The organism is Bacillus paralicheniformis (assembly GCF_002993925.1).
Lineage (GTDB): Bacteria > Bacillota > Bacilli > Bacillales > Bacillaceae > Bacillus > Bacillus paralicheniformis.
In genome coordinates this window covers 2,364,519-2,384,292 of record NZ_CP023665.1, presented here as the reverse complement: position 1 = coordinate 2,384,292, position 19,774 = coordinate 2,364,519, and the positions used below count along the sequence as shown (strand labels likewise).

The window sequence follows — 19,774 nt, the reverse complement described above, 5'->3', positions numbered from 1 at the left end:
TGCTAAAAAAAATTTTCATCATCTAACGGTGTTCTGCTAAATGATGGTTTCACTATACACTATCTATGGAGGCTTCGTCAAGCTGTCAAGAGAAAAAAATGAACTTTAATGCTTTTTTAAGGAATTTCTTTGAAATCGTTTTCAGTTTCTGGTTATTGATCATTATTTTTCGCAAAGTGGACGAAACATTTTAAGCGTCAGCCCGTATATAATAAAACCAATATCAGGAATGCGAAGAGGAGTGTTTATAGATGAACCGTTATTCGGTTGATGAGTTTGTATCCAAAACCCAGCAGGAAGACAAAGGGGAGGGGCTGTTTGAAATGGAAACACCCCGTCTCTTGGAAGTTAATCTCGATGGAAAAGTGTGGGCAAAGGCCGGTTCGATGGTTTCCTACAGGGGAAGAGTCAAATTTAAGCGTGAAGGGGTATTTGAACACGGAATTGGACGGATGGTGAAAAAAGTGTTCAGCGGAGAAGGGGCTGCACTGATGAAAGCGGAAGGAAACGGAAAGGTGTACCTTGCTGATCAAGGAAAGAAGATCTCCATCTTAAACTTGAAGGGGGACTCCATATTTGTGAACGGGCACGATCTGCTCGCATTTGAGCCGTCAATCCATTGGGACATCAAACTGATGAAAAGAATTTCCGGCATGCTGGCCGGCGGATTGTTTAACATTAAGCTTGAGGGAACTGGAATGGCTGCAATCACAAGCCATTACGAACCGCTCACTTTGATCGTAACCCCGGAAAGCCCAGTCTATACCGATCCAAACGCAACGGTTGCCTGGTCAGGAAGCCTTCAGCCTGAATTTGTGACAGATGTATCTTTTAAGACGTTCATCGGCAGGGGAAGCGGGGAATCGATCCAAATGAAGTTTTCAGGGAACGGGTTTGTCGTTGTGCAGCCGTTTGAAGAAGTTTATTACTCGGAATCTTAATATTAAACGAAAAAAACACTTGCAGGGCAAGTGTTTTTTTGACTCGGGCTTTTTTAGGACAGCGCCCGGACAGTCTGTTTTTTGTTCATGATGATTTCAGACTGCTCGATAATGTCCGTCAGGATGACTTCTGATGAATTGGATAAATGCAAGTTTTTAATGTTTTTCTTCATTTCGTTTAACTTTTTCTCATCAGCCAAAAGGGAGGAGACTGATTCAAGAATTTCCTCATGCCTGTTGACGACGATGGCAGCTCCTCTGTCTTCGAAGAACAGGGCATTTTCCTTTTCCTGCCCGGGAACAGGCTTGTAAAGGATGACGGGAACGCCGATTGCCGTGGCCTCCGTCAGGGTAATTCCGCCCGGCTTTGTGATCATGCAGTCAGCCACCCTGAACAGCTCGTCAATTCTTTCGATATAACCGAGTGATTTCAGCTTGTTTGGATAAAGGGCTTCAATGTCTTCCAGTGAAGATTTCAGCATCGTATTTTTTCCGCACACCACGACGACTTGAACATCCTCTTTCGTCACCAGAGATTCACACAGTTCCTTTACGTTTTTAAGAACCCCGTGTGCGCCTGCCATGATCAGCAATATCTTCTTGTCGGGAGACAGCTGATACTTCTCGTAGATTTTATCTTTGTCCATTTCTTCTTCAAACTGCCTGCGGATCGGAATACCCGTGATCTTGACATTGCTCGGGTGAGTGCCGATTTCGAGCAGTTTTTCCTTCACATAATCAGTGGCTACGTAATATTTGTCAATGTGTTCGTGGACCCAAATTTTGTGAAGGCAGAAATCCGTCATGACGTTAAAGGTCGGAATGACTTTTCCCATTCTCCGTCTGTATTCGGGTACGACAATCATTGGAAACGTATTGATAATGATGTCTGGCTGATGTTTTTTAACCAGTTGGTCCAGCCGTTTATTTCCCATTTTGAAATAAATATTAAACTTTCTTTTATTGTAAATTTTATCGACCCCATAGTAGAAAAGGCGATAAAACTGTTTACCGATTGAAAAGCTTTTCAGGTAGAGATACTGTGTGATCTCTGACACAATCGGGTTTGATTCTTGATACAAATTCGAAACAGTTACATTCTTAAAACCGAGCCGTTCGCACTCTTGGTAGAGCGTTTTGGCTACTTGAACATGGCCATTTCCGTAATTTGCAGTCAAAATTAATATATTTTTATTGGTATTCAAGCATATTCACCTCAATTAATTCAAACAGCAAGAGCTAAAATGGTAAAAAAACAGGAGTCAATGTCCACACATACCATACCATAAATATTATTTTAATTATAAATGAAGAACAAAAATTAAGGTATTTTTAAAGTATGGATCGGCAGGAAAGCACTGGGTTCCTTATTATTCCTGCTTTCGCGGCCAAGCCGAACCCCCTTATGGAAGACTAACCCAACAGTATTTTAACACATTTTGAATGTCTTGCATCAGACCAGGGCATGAGAATTTCATTTCCACTCGTACGGTGTTTCCTGGTAAACGTAATAATTCAGCCAGTTCATGAACAAAAGAGTCGCGTGGGCTTTCCAGCGGTTTACAGGCGCCGCACCGTCCGGCCCGTCTTTAAAATAATTCACCGGCGGATCAATGTCCATGTTTCTGGCCAAATCCCTTTCATACTCTTCTTTAAGAGTATCTGTATCATACTCAGGATGTCCAGTTAAAAAAACTTGTTTTTCATCTTTTGAAGCAATTAAACAGACGCCCGCTTCATCGGATACGCTGAGCACTTTTAAATGAGAAACGGCTTTTAGGTCATCCATATTTATATCTGTATGCCTTGAATGCGGGACATAGTAGAACTCTTCAAAGCCTCTGACCAGTCTTTCATTTTTCTCCATTATTCTGTGTTCGAAAACGCCAAATGTTTTTTTCGGCAGTTTGACTTTGCGAATTCCGTAATGATGATAAAGCCCCGCCTGCGCTCCCCAGCAGATGTGAAGCGTTGACGTGACATGCGTTTTGCTCCACTCTAAAATCTCCTGAAGTTCTTTCCAATAGGACACTTCCTCATACTCCAGGTGCTCGATCGGCGCGCCGGTAATGATCATGCCGTCAAATTTTCTGTCCCTGATCGAAGAAAAAGTTGTATAAAACTGTTCCAAATGCTGCCTTGGTGTATGTTTTGGCGTGTGTGTAGACGGTATTAAAAAAGTGAAATATACCTGTAAAGGAGAATTTCCGAGCATTCTGAGCAGCTGTGTCTCGGTCCTGATTTTCTGCGGCATCAGATTAAGAATCACAATATTTAAAGGTCTGATGTCCTGATGAAAAGCCCGTTTTTCATCCATGACAAAAATATTTTCACTTTCAAGAATCTGCTTCGCTGGCAAATTGATAGGTATGTTGATAGGCAACACGCCACCTCCGGTTTTCTCCGCTGATTTTTCTTCATTATAGGAACTTTTTGGCGATATTTCAATGTGTGAATTGTGTTACAATGAAAGAAGTGTGTGAAAAATATGGAAAATCATCGTGTGATGAACCAAAAGGAGGATCCTCTTGCAAATGAAATCCCATCTATCAGACATAGAAATCGCCCAAAGCACGGAATTAAAACCGATTGCCGAAATTGCACGGAAGCTCAATATAAATGACGATGAAATAGAGTGTTTTGGTTGCACAAAAGCGAAAATTTCTTTAAAAATTTTTGAGCGTTTAAAAGAAAAAAACGATGGACAGGTGATTTTGGTAACCTCCATCAACCCGACCCCGGCCGGCGAAGGGAAGTCGACTGTCACCGTCGGATTGAGCCAGGCGCTCTGGCAGATTGGCAAAAAATCGATCGTTGCACTGAGGGAACCTTCACTCGGTCCGACAATGGGACTGAAAGGCGGGGCTGCCGGAGGAGGATATTCCCAGGTTCTGCCGATGGAGGATATCAATCTTCACTTTACAGGAGATATGCATGCGATCACAGCTGCGAACAACGCTTTAGCGGCTTTTATAGACAATCATATTCATCAGGGAAACGAATTAAACATCGATATTAGAAAAATCGTCTGGAAAAGGACGCTTGACCTCAATGACAGGGCGCTGCGCGAAACCGTTGTCGGCTTAGGCGGAAAAGCGAACGGATTTCCCCGGGAAGACGGCTTTGACATTACAGTCGCATCGGAAATCATGGCCGTTTTATGCCTGGCCGGAGACTTGGCCGATTTAAAAAGACGTCTGGCGGCAATGATCGTTGCCTACACTGTTGACGGACAGCCGGTGACGGCCGGCATGCTCGGTGTTCAGGGAGCGCTCGCTCTCCTGTTAAAAGATGCCATCAAACCAAACCTTGTTCAGACTGTTGAAGGAACACCGGCGCTCGTCCACGGAGGCCCGTTTGCAAACATCGCACACGGGGCGAACAGTTTGATCGCGACTAAAACGGCGGCGAAACTGGCTGATTATGTCGTGACTGAAGCGGGATTTGGCGCGGATTTGGGTGCGGAAAAATTCATGCACATCAAAACGAGAGCCGGCGGGTTCACCCCGGGAGCGGTCGTGATCGTCGCCACCGTAAGAGCGCTGAAAATGCACGGCGGAATGCCTCTCGCCGATTTGAAGCAAAAAGACGTAAACGCATTAAAAAGCGGAATCGCAAACCTTGCCAAGCATATCGAAACGATAGACGCCTTCGGTCTTCCGTACGTTGTGGCCGTCAACAGGTTCGTACACGATGCGGAGGATGAGCTTGAGACGGTTCTTGGCTGGTGCAGGGACAACGGGCATCCGGCTGCACTGTGCAATGTTTGGGAAGAAGGCGGAAAAGGCGGGATTGACCTGGCAAGGGAAGTCATTCATGTCATGGAGCAAAAGGACAATCATTTTTCCTATTTATACGAATTAACCGACTCGATCGAAGACAAATTAGCCAAAATTTCCCGCACCGTTTATGGAGCCGAGGGGGTAGAGTTTACCGAAAAGGCGAAAAAGCAGCTGCTGGAATTGAAAAAGAACGGATTGGACGGGCTGCCAGTATGCGTGGCCAAAACTCAGTATTCTTTATCAGATGATCCGGAGAAAATTGGCAGGCCGAAAGGTTTCAGCATCACCGTCCGTGAATTAAAACCATCGAGGGGCGCGGGATTTATCGTCGCTTTAACTGGCAGCATTTTAACAATGCCCGGGCTGCCGAAACATCCTGCTGCACTTAAAATGGATGTCGGTGAAGACGGCAGGGCCAAAGGTTTATTCTAAAAAGGAGGGACCGTCATGTCCATTTACGATATCAGCGTCAAGACGATTAAAGGCGAGGACACGACACTGCGGCCGTATAAAGGCAAAGTGCTTCTCATCGTCAACACGGCCTCAAAGTGCGGATTTACACCCCAATATCAACAGCTTCAAGACTTGTATGAAACATATAAAGACCGGGGGCTTGAGATTCTGGGCTTTCCCAGCAACCAATTCATGAATCAGGAGCCTGGCGATGAAAAAAGCATAGAAGAATTTTGCAGCGTAAACTACGGGGTCACGTTTCCGATGTTTTCGAAGGTGAATGTAAAAGGAGATCAAATCCACCCGCTGTTCCGCCACTTGACGAACAAGGCGAAGGGCATGCTTGGAACAAAAGCGGTCAAATGGAATTTCACAAAATTTCTCGTTGATCAAACCGGGGAGAACGTTGAGCGTTTTTCACCGCAAACCAATCCAAAGGAGATGGAGGAGGCCATTCAGAAATGGCTGGGCTGAATCAGGAACAAACAGAACAGATCCGCTTGATGTCCGAATGGGTAAGAAAAAAGCTCGCAGCCGAAGGGACAGGACATGACTGGCTGCATATCGAAAGGGTTCGGAACATAAGCCTTCAGATTGCAAAAGAAGAGGGTGCAGACCTGTTTGTGACCGAAGCTTCCACCCTTCTCCACGATATGATTGATGTAAAGCTGGACGATGAACACCGGGTTCCGCTTGATGAGTTGAAAAGGCGCCTCTCAGAAGACTGGAAGGTCGATCCTGGAACGGTTGACGGGATTCTTGCCATCATCACAAGAATGTCATTCAGAGACAGAGAAAAATATAAAGACGAACGCCTTTCAAAAGAAGGTATGGCAGTTCAGGATGCCGATCGGCTTGATGCGATCGGCGCCGTCGGGATCGCCAGGGCTTTGATGTATGCAGGGGCAAAGGGTCATCTCCTCTACGGGAGCGCCAATGCGCCTACTGCTGTCGGCCACTTTTACGAGAAGCTTCTCCTTTTAAAAGATTTGATGAATACAAAGACGGGAAGGATGCTCGCGGAAAAAAGGCATCAGCTGATGCTCGAATTTCTCGGCGAACTGGAAAATGAATGCGCCTTCTCCGGAGAAAGCCGCCTTGATAGATCAGGGCCGGGGGTTATGGTAGAATAAGACCGGATCTTTTAACAGAGGGGGACAATGATGAAAATTAAATCGATAGAACCGACACCGAGCCCGAATACAATGAAGGTGATTTTGACCGAAGAACTGCCGGGCGGAAAAAGCAATAATTATAAAAAGGACCATGCGGAAGGCGCGCCTCCCGTCATCCAAGAGGTTTTAAACATAGAGGGAGTAAAAGGCGTCTACCATGTGGCCGATTTTATCGCTGTCGAGCGCAATGCGAGATTTGACTGGAAAGACATCCTCCCTGCGGTGCGTGCTGCTTTCGGAATGGACGAAGCCGAAGAGGCGGGGGGCCGTTCCGAAGAAAAAGAATCGTTTGGCGAAGTTAAAGTCTTCGTGCAAATGTTCAGCGGGATACCGATGCAGGTGAAATTGACCGACGGCGAGCGCGAGGAGCGCTTCGGCCTTCCGGAACGTTTCCAAGAAGCGATCTTGAAGCTTAAAACCGCGTCTTCCAACGTCGTGCTCGAACGGTCTTGGAAAGAGCAAGGCGTCAGATTCGGCGATTTTTCAGAAATCGGCCGTGAAGTAACGGAAGAGCTTGAGGCGGCTTACGATGAGGAGCGCCTGCGGAAGCTGACGGAATCAGCCGCATCAAGCGATGCTGAGGATAAACGCGCGGCTGTGCAGCGAAAGTCTTACCGGGTAACGCTTGAAATGATGGATGAGGAAGATTGGCAAAAACGCTATGCCCATCTTGAACAAATGGATCCGGATGAAAAGGACATTCCAGTACTCGAAAAAGCGCTCAATGACCCGAAAACATCGATCAGAAGACTTGCTGTCGTTTATTTGGGCATGATCGAAACGCCTGCGGTGCTTCCTCTTTTATATCAAGCACTCGAAGACAAAACGATCACGGTCAGAAGAACAGCCGGTGATTGTCTGTCAGACATCGGAAACCCGGAAGCGATTCCGGCAATGATCAAAGCGCTCAAGGACCCGAGCAAGCTTGTGCGCTGGAGAGCCGCCATGTTTCTGTACGAAGTCGGCGATGAGAGCGCGCTTCCCGCTTTAAAAGAAGCTGAAAACGATCCCGAATTTGAAGTCAGCCTTCAAGTCAAAATGGCGGTCGAACGGATCGAATACGGTGAAGAAGCGAAAGGCTCCGTATGGAAGCAAATGACGGAAAGCCGCAAAAAAGACGGCTGACAAGGACGCTGGAAACAGCGTCTTTTTTTATGCCTTAAGCTCTTCGCTCTGCAGCGGCGATCCATCCGGGAATTTTGAAAAAAGTCACGCGTCTTGTTATAAAATATCACTTTTTCTATAAAAATATTTCGAATATTGTTGAAAAACACGCTGAAAATATATATAGTAGTTAGCAATCATATGGAATGTGGAGGTTCTGATTCATGGGGAATGATTTACAGATGAAGATCAAAACAGCCGTCATCTTGCGGATCAGTCCGGCAAGCGGTTAGCAGACAGTTTTTTAAAACTGAATATTCAGAAAATATAGAATGTAAATACGAAGATGTTTAGGAGGATCACGATGACAGGTTTACGCAGTGACATGATTACAAAAGGGATCGACAGAGCGCCGCACCGCAGTTTGCTGCGCGCGGCTGGGGTAAAAGAAGAGGACTTCGGCAAACCGTTTATTGCCGTTTGCAACTCATATATCGATATCGTACCGGGTCATGTCCATTTGCAGGAGTTTGGAAAAATCGTCAAAGAGGCGATCAGAGAGGCCGGCGGTGTTCCGTTTGAATTTAATACAATCGGGGTCGACGACGGAATTGCGATGGGGCACATCGGAATGAGATATTCTCTTCCGAGCCGCGAAATCATCGCCGATTCAGTGGAAACGGTTGTATCAGCGCACTGGTTTGACGGAATGGTATGTATTCCAAACTGCGATAAAATCACTCCGGGTATGATCATGGCAGCAATGCGGATCAATATTCCGACCGTGTTTGTCAGCGGGGGGCCGATGGAAGCGGGAAGAACGAGCGACGGACGGAAAATCTCGCTTTCCTCTGTATTTGAAGGCGTTGGCGCTTATCAATCAGGCAAAATCGATGAGAAAGGGCTTGAGGAGCTTGAACAGTTCGGCTGTCCGACATGCGGATCATGCTCGGGCATGTTCACGGCCAACTCGATGAACTGCCTTTCTGAAGCTCTTGGCATCGCCATGCCGGGCAACGGCACCATTTTGGCGACATCGCCCGACCGCAGGGAATTTGCCAAACAGTCGGCCCGCCAGCTGATGGAGTTGATCAAGTCGGATATTAAACCGCGCGACATCGTGACCGAAAAAGCGATCGACAACGCGTTCGCTTTAGACATGGCGCTCGGCGGATCAACGAATACGATCCTTCATACGCTTGCGATCGCCAATGAAGCGGGGGTCGACTACTCGCTTGAACGGATCAATGAGGTAGCGGCAAGGGTTCCGCATTTATCAAAGCTTGCGCCGGCTTCCGATGTGTTTATTGAAGATTTGCATGAAGCTGGAGGCGTATCAGCAGTCTTAAACGAGCTGTCGAAAAAAGAAGGCGCGCTTCACTTGGATACGCTGACCGTAACGGGAAAAACGCTTGGCGAAAATATTGCCGGGCGCGAAGTGAAAGATTACGAGGTCATTCATCCGATCGATCAGCCGTTTTCAGAGCAAGGCGGACTCGCCGTCCTGTTCGGCAACCTGGCGCCTGACGGTGCGATCATTAAAACCGGCGGCGTCCAAGACGGGATTACCCGCCATGAAGGACCTGCGGTTGTCTTTGACTCACAGGAAGAAGCGCTTGACGGCATCATCAACCGTAAAGTTAAAGCGGGAGATGTCGTCATCATCCGCTATGAAGGTCCTAAAGGCGGACCGGGAATGCCTGAAATGCTTGCACCGACTTCGCAGATCGTCGGAATGGGCCTCGGTCCGAAAGTTGCTTTAATTACCGACGGCCGCTTTTCCGGAGCCTCCCGCGGTCTTTCGATCGGCCACGTTTCGCCGGAAGCAGCCGAAGGCGGCCCGCTTGCTTTCGTAGAAAACGGCGACCATATCATTGTTGATATCGAAAAGCGGATTTTAAACATCGAAATCTCCGATGAAGAGTGGGAAAAAAGAAAAGCAAACTGGCCCGGATTTGAACCGAAAGTGAAAACGGGCTATCTCGCCCGGTATTCAAAGCTGGTGACATCTGCCAATACCGGCGGCATTATGAAAATCTAGCGGTTTTTTCGCCCGGTGTTTGAAATTCAGCCCCCGCTGTAGTATCCTTGACATCAGTAGTCAAGGTTTATAGAGGGGGCTTTTTAATATGTCAACAGCTTATGAAGAATACATGCGCCAGCTCGTTCTTCCGATGCGTCAGGAATTGGTGCAGGCCGGCTTTAAAGAGTTATCGACCGCGGAAGAAGTTGAGACATTCATGGAAGGTGCAGAAGGCACGACTTTCGTCGTCGTCAATTCAGTCTGCGGATGTGCCGCAGGGCTGGCGAGACCGGCAGCCGTTCAGGCCGTCTCCGGAAGCGAAAACGGGCCTGATGAGACCGTTACAGTCTTTGCCGGACAGGACCGCGAAGCAACGGCGAAAATGAGGGAATACTTCGAAGGATATGAACCGTCTTCACCTTCAATGGCACTGCTGAAAGGCAAAAAAGTCGTTCATTTCATTCCTCGTGAACAGATTGAAGGCCGTGAAATGACGGAGATTATGAAAAACATCACGGACGCTTTTGAAAAACATTGCTAAAATGCCCTTTGAAGGGCATTTTTTACGGAGAAGAACATGATTGTCACAACAAGCTACAGACCGACTGAAAACACGGTTTTAACGGCGGAAAAAATCAGCCGGACGCTCGGCGCCCGCTTTTCCGAACGGAGAAAACGGCCGATTCGCCAAATCCGGGAGACAGAGCAGGAAGATGTTCTCGTGGTTGGAAAAGAGCGCTTCGAGCTGTATCATTCAGAAGGCGAAAAGTTCTTTTTCCACCCGAACTCTGCGATGTTCCGGGCGAAGCGCATGTTAAGAGGCGAACCGGATCCTTTTGTCGAAGCTGCACAAGTTGAACCGGGAGACAAGCTGCTCGATTGTACGCTCGGCCTTGGATCAGACGCCATCATTGCAAGCCTTGCCGCTGGCGAACAAGGCGAGGTGTGCGGAATTGAAAAAAGCCCGCTCCTCGCTTTTCTTGTCGAGGCGGGGCTTCAATCGTGGGAGACAGGCCTTGACGCTTTGGATCAGGCGATGAAAAGGATTCGGGTTCATTCCGGCGACAGCTTTGAATATCTGCTGGAGCTTGATGATGATTCAGCAGATATCGTCTACTTTGACCCGATGTTTGATGATGGAATCGAAGAATCAAGCGGCATCGCCCCTTTAAGAAAGTGGGCGCATTCCGAGTTTACGCTTGACGGTGCTTTAAATGAAGCCCTTCGGGTCGCCAGAAAAAGAGTGGTCCTGAAAGACCACTGGAAAAGTCCGCGCTTCGAAAAATACGGATTTCGCGTAAAAAAACGCAAAACGGCCCTGTTTCATTACGGTGTTCTCGAAAAATGAAATCCCAAGGCATATACCTTGGGATTTTTTAATCTGCGATTTCCATGACGATAAAATAAGCGAGGGTAATCAATGAAGCGGTTATAAAAAGACCTTCAATCATGAACGATCACTCCCAATTTTGGAATTTTCATCTTTGATTGTAAACGTTTTATCGCCAAAAGAAAAGGCGTTTTGTTTATTTGCACCGTCACTTTATGAATGACTGAAAATTCAACCTATGATAGAATAAGAGAAAACGAGAAAGCGATCCAAAAGGGGACTAACCAGTCATGAAGATGTGGATGAGAAAAGCGCTTGTCACATTATTTACAATTGCAACGTTCGGCCTTGTATCTCCTCCTGCGGCATTAATGGCGGACAAGCCGCAGGAGCATCAGAGCATGAAAGAATCCGGGTATACAGCTGTTTATCAAAAGCAGGAAGAGCCCGAACTTGAAGAAGACGGCGAATCCAAATCTTCATTTGACAGCTACAAGGATGAACTGCTCAATGAAGCAGAAGATCTGTCATTCGTAAAATTCGGCAGCAGGATATCGCCGGTCATCGAAGACGAGTACAGGGAAGAAGTGCTTCCAAAGGTCGAGGAGATCATCGTCAGCCATCTCATGACAATGCAGGACAATGACGCTTACCAGGATCTTGTCATTTCCAAAACGCCGACGGCGGGGAAGTCGGAGAGAATCTTCCACGTTTACAACCGGAAAACGGGGGAGGATGTGCTGAGGTTCCATGTGCGCAGGGACAAGCCGCCGCATAAAGGGTACTGGTTTAACTTTCATTATCATACTGCCGAAGACGGCTTTCAAAAACATCACGATCTCGGAAGCATATACTGGGACCGCAATACACCGCCTAACTGGATGAGCCACTAAAGGAGATTGATGCAGATGAAGAAGTATACGATGAATGAAATGGTGCACTTAACGAAAAATATGCTGAATGAGCGCGGGGTTACGATTGAGGATATTGCACTGATCGTACAAAAGCTGCAGGAAAAATACCATCCTGATCTGTCGCTTGCTGTATGCGTTGAGAATGTCGAAAAGGTCTTAAACAAAAGGGAAATCGTTCATGCCGTGTTAACGGGGATAGCGCTTGACCAGCTTGCCGAGAAAAAGCTATTGCCTGAACCGCTTCAATATTTGGTCGAAACGGATGAACCCCTTTACGGGATCGACGAGATTATTCCGCTTTCCATCGTAAACGTCTACGGTTCGATCGGCTTGACGAACTTCGGCTATCTGGATAAAGAAAAGTTCGGCATCATTAAAGAACTGGACGACTGTCCGGACGATGAGGTTCACACGTTCCTTGATGATATCGTCGCTGCCTTGGCGGCAGCTGCTGCAAGCCGAATTGCCCATTCGCATCAGGATCTTGAGGATGAAGAGAGAACAGACGGACAGAGCGTTGCGAAAAGCCGTTGAAAGACCTCGCCCTCCCCGCCATCAGGCGGGGTTTTTTTATGCCGATATTTTATGTCTTTTCCCGAAAAATGTCTTGTTTTCGAAAGGTTAAACAAGATACACTACAAAAGGATGAAAAAAATGAAACATCATGCGGATATATGCCGTCATATGTTAGAGAACCGGAATTGAACAAAACGGGGAATGACACCAATGCATTCGGGCGGCCTGATCAGAATGAAAACCTCGAAGAAAGGTTTCCTCTCATCACAGCTTTAACCTCCATCTTCATGCATCATGTTCACAGATGATCACACAAAGAGATGAGCATCATCCGGCATTATTTCGCTACAAACATCATAAGGGGGCTTTAAATTAATGATTTCATTGATTACCGCCATGGACAGAAACCGCCTGATCGGCAAAGATAATGATCTGCCATGGCATCTGCCGCAGGATTTGAAGTATTTTAAAGAGGTGACGAAAGGACACGCCGTGATCATGGGGAGAAAGACGTTTGAATCCATCGGCAAACCTTTGCCTCACCGGGAGAACATCATCGTCACATCCAATAAAGAACTGGATATTCCGAATTGTCAGGTGATGCACTCGGCAGAAGAAGCGGTGCGGTTTGCGAAAAACAAAAACGAAGAATGTTTTGTCATCGGCGGTTCAACACTGTACGCGGAGATTCTGCCTTTTGCGGACAAGCTGTATGTGACAAAAATCGATGAAACCTTTGAAGGGGACCGGTATTTTCCTGAATTCAGCGAAGCTGAGTGGGAAATCGTTTCGAGGCGGAAAGGCCTGAAAGATGACAAAAATCCATATGACTACGAATTCCTCGTTTATCAAAGAAAAGGATAGAGGAGAGGATTTTCATGTTTCGCTATTGTTTTTTATGGATGTATTCGGCCTATATGTTCATCAAGCATATCAAGCTCCTGCAGGCGCTACAGACACTTGACCCGCGCCTTTCGTACGCCAATCAGATGGAAGCTGTCTTTGATAAGCCGAAAGCTTTTTTACGGGGGTGCATCGGCTTAACCGGTTCGACCGTTTCCATCCATCAGAATGGAAGATCCCCGGCTGGCCCCGTCCTTTACGTGCATCCAAAGCTCGGCCTGTCAGAGCTCGCCGTGCTGCTCGGACACCTTGATAAAACGGCTTCGTTTTTTGCTGATCCGCGCGCCTTTCGTTATCCGCTGCTCAGCGGCTGGCTCAATAAAATGGCCGCGGTCAAAAAAAGCGCCGACAAGGAAGCATCACTTGAAAAAGTGGAAGAGATCGTCAGGAAAGGCCAAAGCTTTATTCTGTCTGAAGATGACGGGCTCGATTACAAATCTTTATCCAAAAAGCTCGGCATTCCGATCGTTGCAGTCGAAACAGCCGGTACGGAAGACATGAAGAAAGGCAAGTTGTTCAAGAGGCTGAGACCTGCTGATATCGACTTGACGATCTACCCGGCATACGTCCTGACCGAAAACAAACAGCTTCGGGCATAAAAAAACCAGGCTTCCTTTATGGGAGCCTGGTTTTCGCCGTTTATGATATAAACGGCACCTTTGCCACGTAGAAAAGCACGCAGAAAAACATGGAGGCGCTGCCGCCGAGTACGAAGGTGTGCCAAATCGCATGATGATACGGGATCTTTCTCCATAAATAAAAGATCGTTCCGACAGAATACAATATTCCCCCTAAGAGCAGCAGGGCGAATCCTTCTCCGGTCAAGGCCGTATAAAGCGGCTTGATCGCAATAATCGCCATCCAGCCCATCACAAGATACACCAGCGTGCTGACCACGATAAATCGTTTCACAAAAAAGATTTTAAATACAACTCCGCCAATCGCAAGTCCCCAGACGACCGCAAGCATTGTATAGCCGAGCGTGCCTTTCAAAGGTCCGAGGAGCAGCGGTGTGTATGTACCCGCAATCAGTACGTAGATGGCTGAGTGATCGATGATCTCAAGAATATCTTTTGTTTTTTGGTGCTGAATGCTGTGCAGAAGGGTCGAACTTAAATACAGGAACAGCATGGAAGCGCCGAAAATCGAAAAGCTGACAACATCCACCGGACTTCCGTAGCGAATCGCAAATATCACCAAAAATACGATGGCGGGTATGGAGAGGAGAACGCCGAGCCCATGGGTAATTGCATTCGCAATTTCTTCTTTAATCGTGTACATACCAAGACACCCTTTCTATTCTTGAATAATGTGATGCTTTAAAGAGCTTAAAAAGCGGAGGCCTTCAAGCGTGATTTTTGTCCCGGCTCTTCCGCGGCCCTTTGTAATAAACTCTCTTTTTTCCAAATAATCCAATCTGCTGCGCACTTGCTGGGGGGTAAGCTCCGACTTGCCGTTTTTGCTCAGTTCAGACAGAACTCTGCGGCTGGCAGGCTCTCCTTTTTCATTTAATTGCTTGACTGCATCGAGCAAAAACGCAAACTCCTCTTTTTCCATTAAAGTCAGTGATGTTGAAGCCGTTTTTTTATCTTTTGGCTTCTTCTTTTCGATTTGTTCTCTTAACGCCGGCGGAGTGTCGTAAAGCTGAATCGTTTTCCCGTCTGAGACGGTTTTCATATAATCCGTCATGTTTTTGAGTTCTCTGACGTTCCCCTCAAACTCATGCTGCTCTAAAGCCTTCCAAACGACCGGTTCGACATATATGTCATGATCCCCGCTTTTTAAAAAATGATGCACGAGAAGGGGGATGTCGCTTCGCCGTTCAGCAAGGGGGGGAAGCGGAAGGTCGAGCACATTGAGCCTGTAGTACAAATCCTTGCGGAATTCGCTGCTTTCAATCCGTTCACCGAGCGGCACGCTTGAGGTGACAATCAGTCTTTTTGGCATCCCTTTTTCAATGGCTGCCAAAAGCTTGCCCTGGAGAGGCAAGGAAAGCCCCCACACTTCGTCGAGAAACAAGGTTCCGGATTCATTCATCTCTGAAAGAAAAAAGTCTTCAGCCGCTTCATCTTCATTCAGCGTGCTGCAGCTTACGTGTGTGAAGGGATCATGGTTGAAAGATGATCCGGAATGAATGGCTTTGGCGAACAGCTCTTTGCCTGTGCCTGTTTCTCCATGAATCAGAATCGGATGGGAAGAGGCTGCAAATTGTATCGCTCTGTTTTTCGTTTGCAAAAAGGAATCGCATTCCCCGATCAGCTCGGAGAACCCTATGGATGGGTACGTGTGTTTAATCATGGCGGGTCTCCTTTTGGTTCTAATTGGTTCTATTATAACACCCAATTAGAACAAATAAAGAGTTTTTTGAAAAAAAGTATATTTGGCTGCACATTAAGAATCGAAAAGAACTCCGTATATATTGAGAAAGTGTATAATATTCTGTAAATAACAAAGAATTGCCCTTTAAATTTTGAATATTCATGATATAATGGCGTATTAAATAAAGCTTTATACAGAAAGGATCTTATACATGAAACCGTTGCTTAAAGAAAACTCTCTCATCCAAGTCAAAGACATTTTAAAAGCCCATCAAAATGTAAAAGATGTTGTCATTCATACCCCCCTCCAAAAAAATGAGAGGCTCTCCGAGAGGTACGATTGCAACGTATATTTAAAAAGAGAAGACCTGCAGGTTGTCCGCTCTTTTAAACTGAGAGGCGCCTATTATAAAATGAAGCAGCTTTCAAAAGAAACGACGAAAAACGGGGTCGTCTGCGCCAGTGCAGGAAACCATGCGCAGGGGGTCGCTTTTTCCTGTAAACATCTCGGTATTCACGGAAAGATTTTTATGCCGTCGACGACTCCGAGGCAAAAAATTTCTCAAGTCGAATTGTTCGGCAAGGAATACATCGAGATCATCCTGACAGGCGACACGTTCGATGATGCATATCAAAGCGCAGTCGCCTGCTGCGAGGAAGAAAAACGGGCATTTATCCACCCGTTTGACGATCCTGCCGTCATGGCCGGACAGGGAACGGTTGCGGTCGAAATCTTAAACGATATCGAAACAGAACCCCATTATTTATTTGCAAGTGTAGGCGGCGGCGGCCTGCTTTCAGGAGTGGGAACCTACATGAAAAACGTGTCCCCGGATACAAAGCTGATCGCGGTTGAGCCCAAAGGCGCGCCGGCTCTATTTGAATCAAACAAAAAAGGCGAAGTCGTGACCCTCGAGAAAATCGATAAATTTGTAGACGGAGCCGCCGTGCAAAAAATCGGCGAAGAGACATTTAAAACGCTTGAAACCGTTGTAGATGATATTTTGCTCGTTCCTGAAGGAAAGGTATGCACCGCGATTCTTGAGCTGTACAACCAATGCGCGATTGTCGCCGAGCCTGCGGGAGCGCTGCCGATCGCCGCTTTAGACCTTTACAGGGATGAAATCAAAGGAAAGAATGTCGTATGCATTGTGAGCGGAGGAAACAACGATATCGGCAGAATGCAGGAAATCAAAGACAGATCGATGATGTATGAAGGACTCCAGCATTATTTCATCGTGAACTTCCCGCAAAGGGCGGGAGCTTTGCGCGAATTTCTAGATGAAGTGCTCGGGCCGACCGATGATATCACCCGGTTTGAATATACGAAGAAAAATAATAAAAGCAGCGGCCCTGCGCTCGTCGGCATCGAATTGAAACAGCGCGAAGACTACGAGCCGCTGATTGCGAGAATGGACCGTAAAGGCTTCCGCTATGTCGAAGTGAATAAAGATGAAGGGCTCTTTCATTTGCTGATTTAAGAAATTTTTTTGAAAACACGCATAAATCAAAGACAACGGCTCCTGAGATTATGTATAATAAAGAAAATATCTCATAAATGAGGATTGATAGCTTGTTACTTAAAAGCCTGGAGTTCAAACGTTCGGATGGACAGAAGGTGAAGGTGACGGAAATACCCCTGCTGAAGGAGGACGACCCGCATTTTTTTATGGCCAGTCTGAGGCTCGAAATCTTTTTAAAGACACTCTATTGCTCAAAGCGGAAAAAAAACGTCTACTCCTTTAGGGACTACTTAAAGAGAGCATTGAAATGGCAGGATTACCTCGCCATTTATCAAGAGGAAGAATTGAAGCATAATGCATAAGAATTGATAGCATTCTTTGCCGGCCCATGAAGACAGCCAAATCCGCTTGGAAAAGGGCGGAAGACGGCATTCGGCCGGCAAAGAATTTTTCATGCCGAATTTGGCCTCACTAGGAAATTCACCATTTGAACCGACAGGATGTGAAGGGAATTGCCAAGCATTAAAATTGTAACGGACTCAACAGCTGACTTGAGCGAAGAACTGCTCAGAGAATATCATATTTCCGTTCTCCCGCTCTCGATATCAATCGACGGCATTGTTTACAGAGACAGGTTCGATATTCAGCCGGACGAATTTATTGAGAAAATGGAGAGCGCCGCAGAACTCCCGAAAAGTTCACAGCCGCCTTTAGGCGCTTTTATCAAACTGTACGAAGAGCTGACCGCTGACGGAAGCGAAGTGATCAGCATCCATCTCTCAAGCCAATTGAGCGGGACATACCAGACGGCTGTAAGCGCTTCAAACATGGTCGACGGGAATATTACGGTGATTGATTCCATGTATATTTCAAAAGGCCTCGGCTTTCAGGTCGTACGAGCCGCCTTGCTGGCCGAAGAGGGAATGACGGCCGAAGCGATTGTAAAAGACCTGGAGAACTTGCGCGACCGGACATCCCTCTATGTGACAATTGATCATTTTGATAACTTGATCAAAGGCGGCCGCATCGGGAAAGGAAAAGCGCTGATCGGCTCATTGCTCAAGGTTAAGCCGATCGCGAGGCTTGAGGACGGAATCTATACGCCTGAAAAAAATGTCAGGAGCACCAGTCAGCTTATCCGTTATTTAACGGGTCAATTTCTTTCCGCGGTGAAGGGAAGGACGGTGCAAGCGATCGGAATCGCCCATGCCGATGCACTCGACCTTGCTCATAGGCTGAAAGACTCTTTGCTTGAACATATCCCGGGAATCGATATTGATATTGCGTACACAACGCCGATTATCTCTGTTCATACCGGAAAAGGAGCGATCGGTTTTACTTTTTACACCGATTGAAAAAGGGGATGGAAGGATTGAAAAACGTTTTTGGCATTTTCCTTGCAGGGATTCTCACAGTGTTTCTTTCGTCCTGCGGAACTAGCAAGATTGAAAATTCTTTAAACTATGACGTACAATCTTTTTCTTTTCAAAATCAAGACGGGAAAACCGTGTCTCTTGAAAGTTTAAAAGGCCAGGTGTGGGTGGCCGACTTTATATTTACGAACTGTAAAACGATCTGTCCGCCGATGACTTCACATATGGCTGAACTGCAAAAACAAATGGAAGAGGAAAACCTGCAGGCCCGCATCGTCTCTTTCAGCGTTGACCCCGAAAATGACACGCCGGAAAAGTTGAAAAAATTTGCGGCCAACTATCCGCTCAATTTTCAAAACTGGGATTTTTTAACTGGATACTCGCAGGAGGAAATTGAAAAATTTGCGCTGAAAAGCTTTAAAGCAATCGTGAAAAAACCTGAAGATGAGGATCAGGTGATTCACCAATCGTCATTTTATCTAGTCGATCAAAACGGCAAAGTCGTCAAGGATTATGACGGTGCAAAAAAAACGCCGTACGATGAAATCATCGCCGATATTAAGACGCTGGAAAACCGTTGATAAAAACGGGCGCCTGCCGCTGAAGCCTGCTTCCTGACCACCGGAAACAGGCTTTTTTTTACACCTGTCAAATCATTTTCAAAAGAATCAAAACATGGTACACTTTTTTTTAGGTATCTAGAAGGAAGGGGCATCATTTTTGAACATACGGTTTATAACAGTCATGATGGCCCTCGTCTGTCTGCTTTCAGCCTGTACGGAATGGAATGCGGGCGTTGAAAAAACATCGGTCTCCCCTAAGCGCGATATCGTGATTGCAGCAGTGGGCGATTCTCTGACAGAGGGGGTAGGCGATCAAGAGAAGAAAGGCTATGTCGGCATGGTGGCCGACGAGCTTGAAAGCCGGAGCGATGTGAAGTCCGTAACGGTCAAAAATTATGCCGTTAAAGGCTCCCGGACTGATCAGCTGCTTGAAAGATTAAAAGAAAAAGAAGTACAAGAGGGCCTGAAAGATGCAGACTACATTTTGTTTACAATAGGGGGCAACGACCTGATGAAAGTCGTCCGCCAAAACTTCGCGCACTTAACGCTTACACCTTTCCGCGTTGAACAAAAACTGTTTGAAAAGCGGTTTTCGAATATTTTAGCGGAAATTAGAGAGCAAAACGCCAGCGCTGAGTTGATTTATGTCAGCATGTATAATCCGTTTAAGTTTACGCTGTCTGAACTGAGGGAAATTGACCAAGTCGTAGACGAATGGAATGAAGGAGCAGAAAAAAGCCTGAAAAAGGTCTCCAACACGAAAATAGCGAATATCGCTGATATTTTTGAGGAATACAGCGATGAAAAGAAGATTGCAAAAGATGAGTTTCATCCTAATCAATACGGATATTCTTTAATAGCGAAACGCGTTTACGAACAAATTAAAAACGAAGACCCCCAAGCAGAATAAGGTGAA

At 46.4% G+C, this 19,774-nt stretch carries 21 protein-coding genes; 17 read left to right on the top strand and 4 right to left on the bottom strand.

What is annotated here, in order from left to right:
• The first annotated feature begins 251 nt into the window (after positions 1-251).
• Positions 252-941, top strand: a complete 690-nt coding sequence (locus CP943_RS12105) for an AIM24 family protein (protein WP_020451891.1) — start codon at positions 252-254, stop codon at positions 939-941.
• Positions 942-994: 53 nt separating this feature from the next.
• Here the strand turns inward: CP943_RS12105 and CP943_RS12100 are convergent, their stop codons facing one another.
• Together CP943_RS12100 and metA are read right to left on the bottom strand one after the other, a co-directional pair.
• A complete protein-coding gene (locus CP943_RS12100) occupies positions 995-2,146 on the bottom strand; it encodes a diglucosyl diacylglycerol synthase (RefSeq protein ID WP_020451890.1) in 1,152 nt (383 codons plus the stop codon).
• A 269-nt stretch (positions 2,147-2,415) separates the two neighbouring features.
• Entirely contained in the window at positions 2,416-3,324 is a 909-nt protein-coding gene (gene metA, locus CP943_RS12095) for a homoserine O-acetyltransferase MetA (RefSeq protein WP_023857398.1), read from the bottom strand.
• A gap of 151 nt (positions 3,325-3,475) precedes the next feature.
• On the opposite strand from metA, the gene CP943_RS12090 reads away from it, so the two are divergent.
• The 11 genes from CP943_RS12090 to CP943_RS12035 all read left to right on the top strand — a co-directional run bounded on the left by CP943_RS12090 (position 3,476) and on the right by CP943_RS12035 (position 13,740).
• The gene (locus tag CP943_RS12090) at positions 3,476-5,155 is read left to right on the top strand and encodes a formate--tetrahydrofolate ligase (RefSeq protein ID WP_105981366.1); all 1,680 of its coding nucleotides are present in this window, start codon (positions 3,476-3,478) and stop codon (positions 5,153-5,155) included.
• A gap of 15 nt (positions 5,156-5,170) precedes the next feature.
• Positions 5,171-5,650: a glutathione peroxidase gene (locus CP943_RS12085; RefSeq protein WP_020451887.1), complete on the top strand. Its 480-nt coding sequence runs from the start codon at positions 5,171-5,173 to the stop codon at positions 5,648-5,650.
• Positions 5,638-6,309, top strand: coding sequence for an HD domain-containing protein (locus CP943_RS12080; protein ID WP_105981029.1), 672 nt, complete (start codon positions 5,638-5,640; stop codon positions 6,307-6,309). Before CP943_RS12085 ends, CP943_RS12080 begins: the two co-directional genes overlap by 13 nt.
• A gap of 30 nt (positions 6,310-6,339) precedes the next feature.
• Positions 6,340-7,476, top strand: coding sequence for a conserved virulence factor C family protein (locus CP943_RS12075; protein ID WP_026579412.1), 1,137 nt, complete (start codon positions 6,340-6,342; stop codon positions 7,474-7,476).
• 343 nt (positions 7,477-7,819) lie between these two features.
• A complete protein-coding gene (gene ilvD / locus CP943_RS12070; protein ID WP_020451884.1) occupies positions 7,820-9,496 on the top strand; it encodes a dihydroxy-acid dehydratase in 1,677 nt (558 codons plus the stop codon).
• A gap of 88 nt (positions 9,497-9,584) precedes the next feature.
• Positions 9,585-10,019: a BrxA/BrxB family bacilliredoxin gene (locus tag CP943_RS12065; protein ID WP_020451883.1), complete on the top strand. Its 435-nt coding sequence runs from the start codon at positions 9,585-9,587 to the stop codon at positions 10,017-10,019.
• A gap of 36 nt (positions 10,020-10,055) precedes the next feature.
• Positions 10,056-10,826, top strand: coding sequence for a class I SAM-dependent methyltransferase (locus tag CP943_RS12060; protein WP_020451882.1), 771 nt, complete (start codon positions 10,056-10,058; stop codon positions 10,824-10,826).
• 272 nt (positions 10,827-11,098) lie between these two features.
• Positions 11,099-11,701, top strand: coding sequence for a YpjP family protein (locus tag CP943_RS12055; RefSeq protein WP_023857393.1), 603 nt, complete (start codon positions 11,099-11,101; stop codon positions 11,699-11,701).
• A gap of 15 nt (positions 11,702-11,716) precedes the next feature.
• On the top strand, positions 11,717-12,256 hold the full coding sequence (locus tag CP943_RS12050; protein ID WP_025811261.1) for a phosphatidylglycerophosphatase A family protein: 540 nt from the start codon (positions 11,717-11,719) through the stop codon (positions 12,254-12,256).
• Positions 12,257-12,613: 357 nt separating this feature from the next.
• On the top strand, positions 12,614-13,102 hold the full coding sequence (locus CP943_RS12040; RefSeq protein WP_020451878.1) for a dihydrofolate reductase: 489 nt from the start codon (positions 12,614-12,616) through the stop codon (positions 13,100-13,102).
• 14 nt (positions 13,103-13,116) lie between these two features.
• Positions 13,117-13,740 (top strand): acyltransferase YpkP, encoded by a 624-nt coding sequence (locus tag CP943_RS12035; protein WP_020451877.1) that lies wholly within the window; start codon positions 13,117-13,119, stop codon positions 13,738-13,740.
• Positions 13,741-13,780: 40 nt separating this feature from the next.
• On the opposite strand, the gene trhA is transcribed toward CP943_RS12035, so the two are convergent.
• On the bottom strand, positions 13,781-14,422 hold the full coding sequence (trhA, locus tag CP943_RS12030) for a PAQR family membrane homeostasis protein TrhA (protein ID WP_020451876.1): 642 nt from the start codon (positions 14,420-14,422) through the stop codon (positions 13,781-13,783).
• Between the two features lie 15 nt (positions 14,423-14,437).
• A complete protein-coding gene (locus tag CP943_RS12025; RefSeq protein WP_023857390.1) occupies positions 14,438-15,439 on the bottom strand; it encodes a sigma 54-interacting transcriptional regulator in 1,002 nt (333 codons plus the stop codon).
• A gap of 232 nt (positions 15,440-15,671) precedes the next feature.
• On the opposite strand from CP943_RS12025, the gene ilvA reads away from it, so the two are divergent.
• From ilvA to CP943_RS11995, 5 genes are all read left to right on the top strand, one after another.
• Entirely contained in the window at positions 15,672-16,940 is a 1,269-nt protein-coding gene (gene ilvA / locus CP943_RS12020) for a threonine ammonia-lyase IlvA (protein WP_020451874.1), read from the top strand.
• 92 nt (positions 16,941-17,032) lie between these two features.
• Positions 17,033-17,284 carry a YpmP family protein gene (locus CP943_RS12015; RefSeq protein ID WP_020451873.1) on the top strand — a complete coding sequence of 84 codons (252 nt, stop codon included), beginning with the start codon at positions 17,033-17,035 and terminating at the stop codon, positions 17,282-17,284.
• A gap of 150 nt (positions 17,285-17,434) precedes the next feature.
• Positions 17,435-18,277, top strand: a complete 843-nt coding sequence (locus CP943_RS12005; protein ID WP_020451872.1) for a DegV family protein — start codon at positions 17,435-17,437, stop codon at positions 18,275-18,277.
• An 8-nt stretch (positions 18,278-18,285) separates the two neighbouring features.
• Entirely contained in the window at positions 18,286-18,876 is a 591-nt protein-coding gene (locus tag CP943_RS12000; RefSeq protein WP_041817451.1) for an SCO family protein, read from the top strand.
• A 139-nt stretch (positions 18,877-19,015) separates the two neighbouring features.
• The gene (locus CP943_RS11995; protein ID WP_020451870.1) at positions 19,016-19,768 is read left to right on the top strand and encodes an SGNH/GDSL hydrolase family protein; all 753 of its coding nucleotides are present in this window, start codon (positions 19,016-19,018) and stop codon (positions 19,766-19,768) included.
• Positions 19,769-19,774 lie beyond the last annotated feature (6 nt).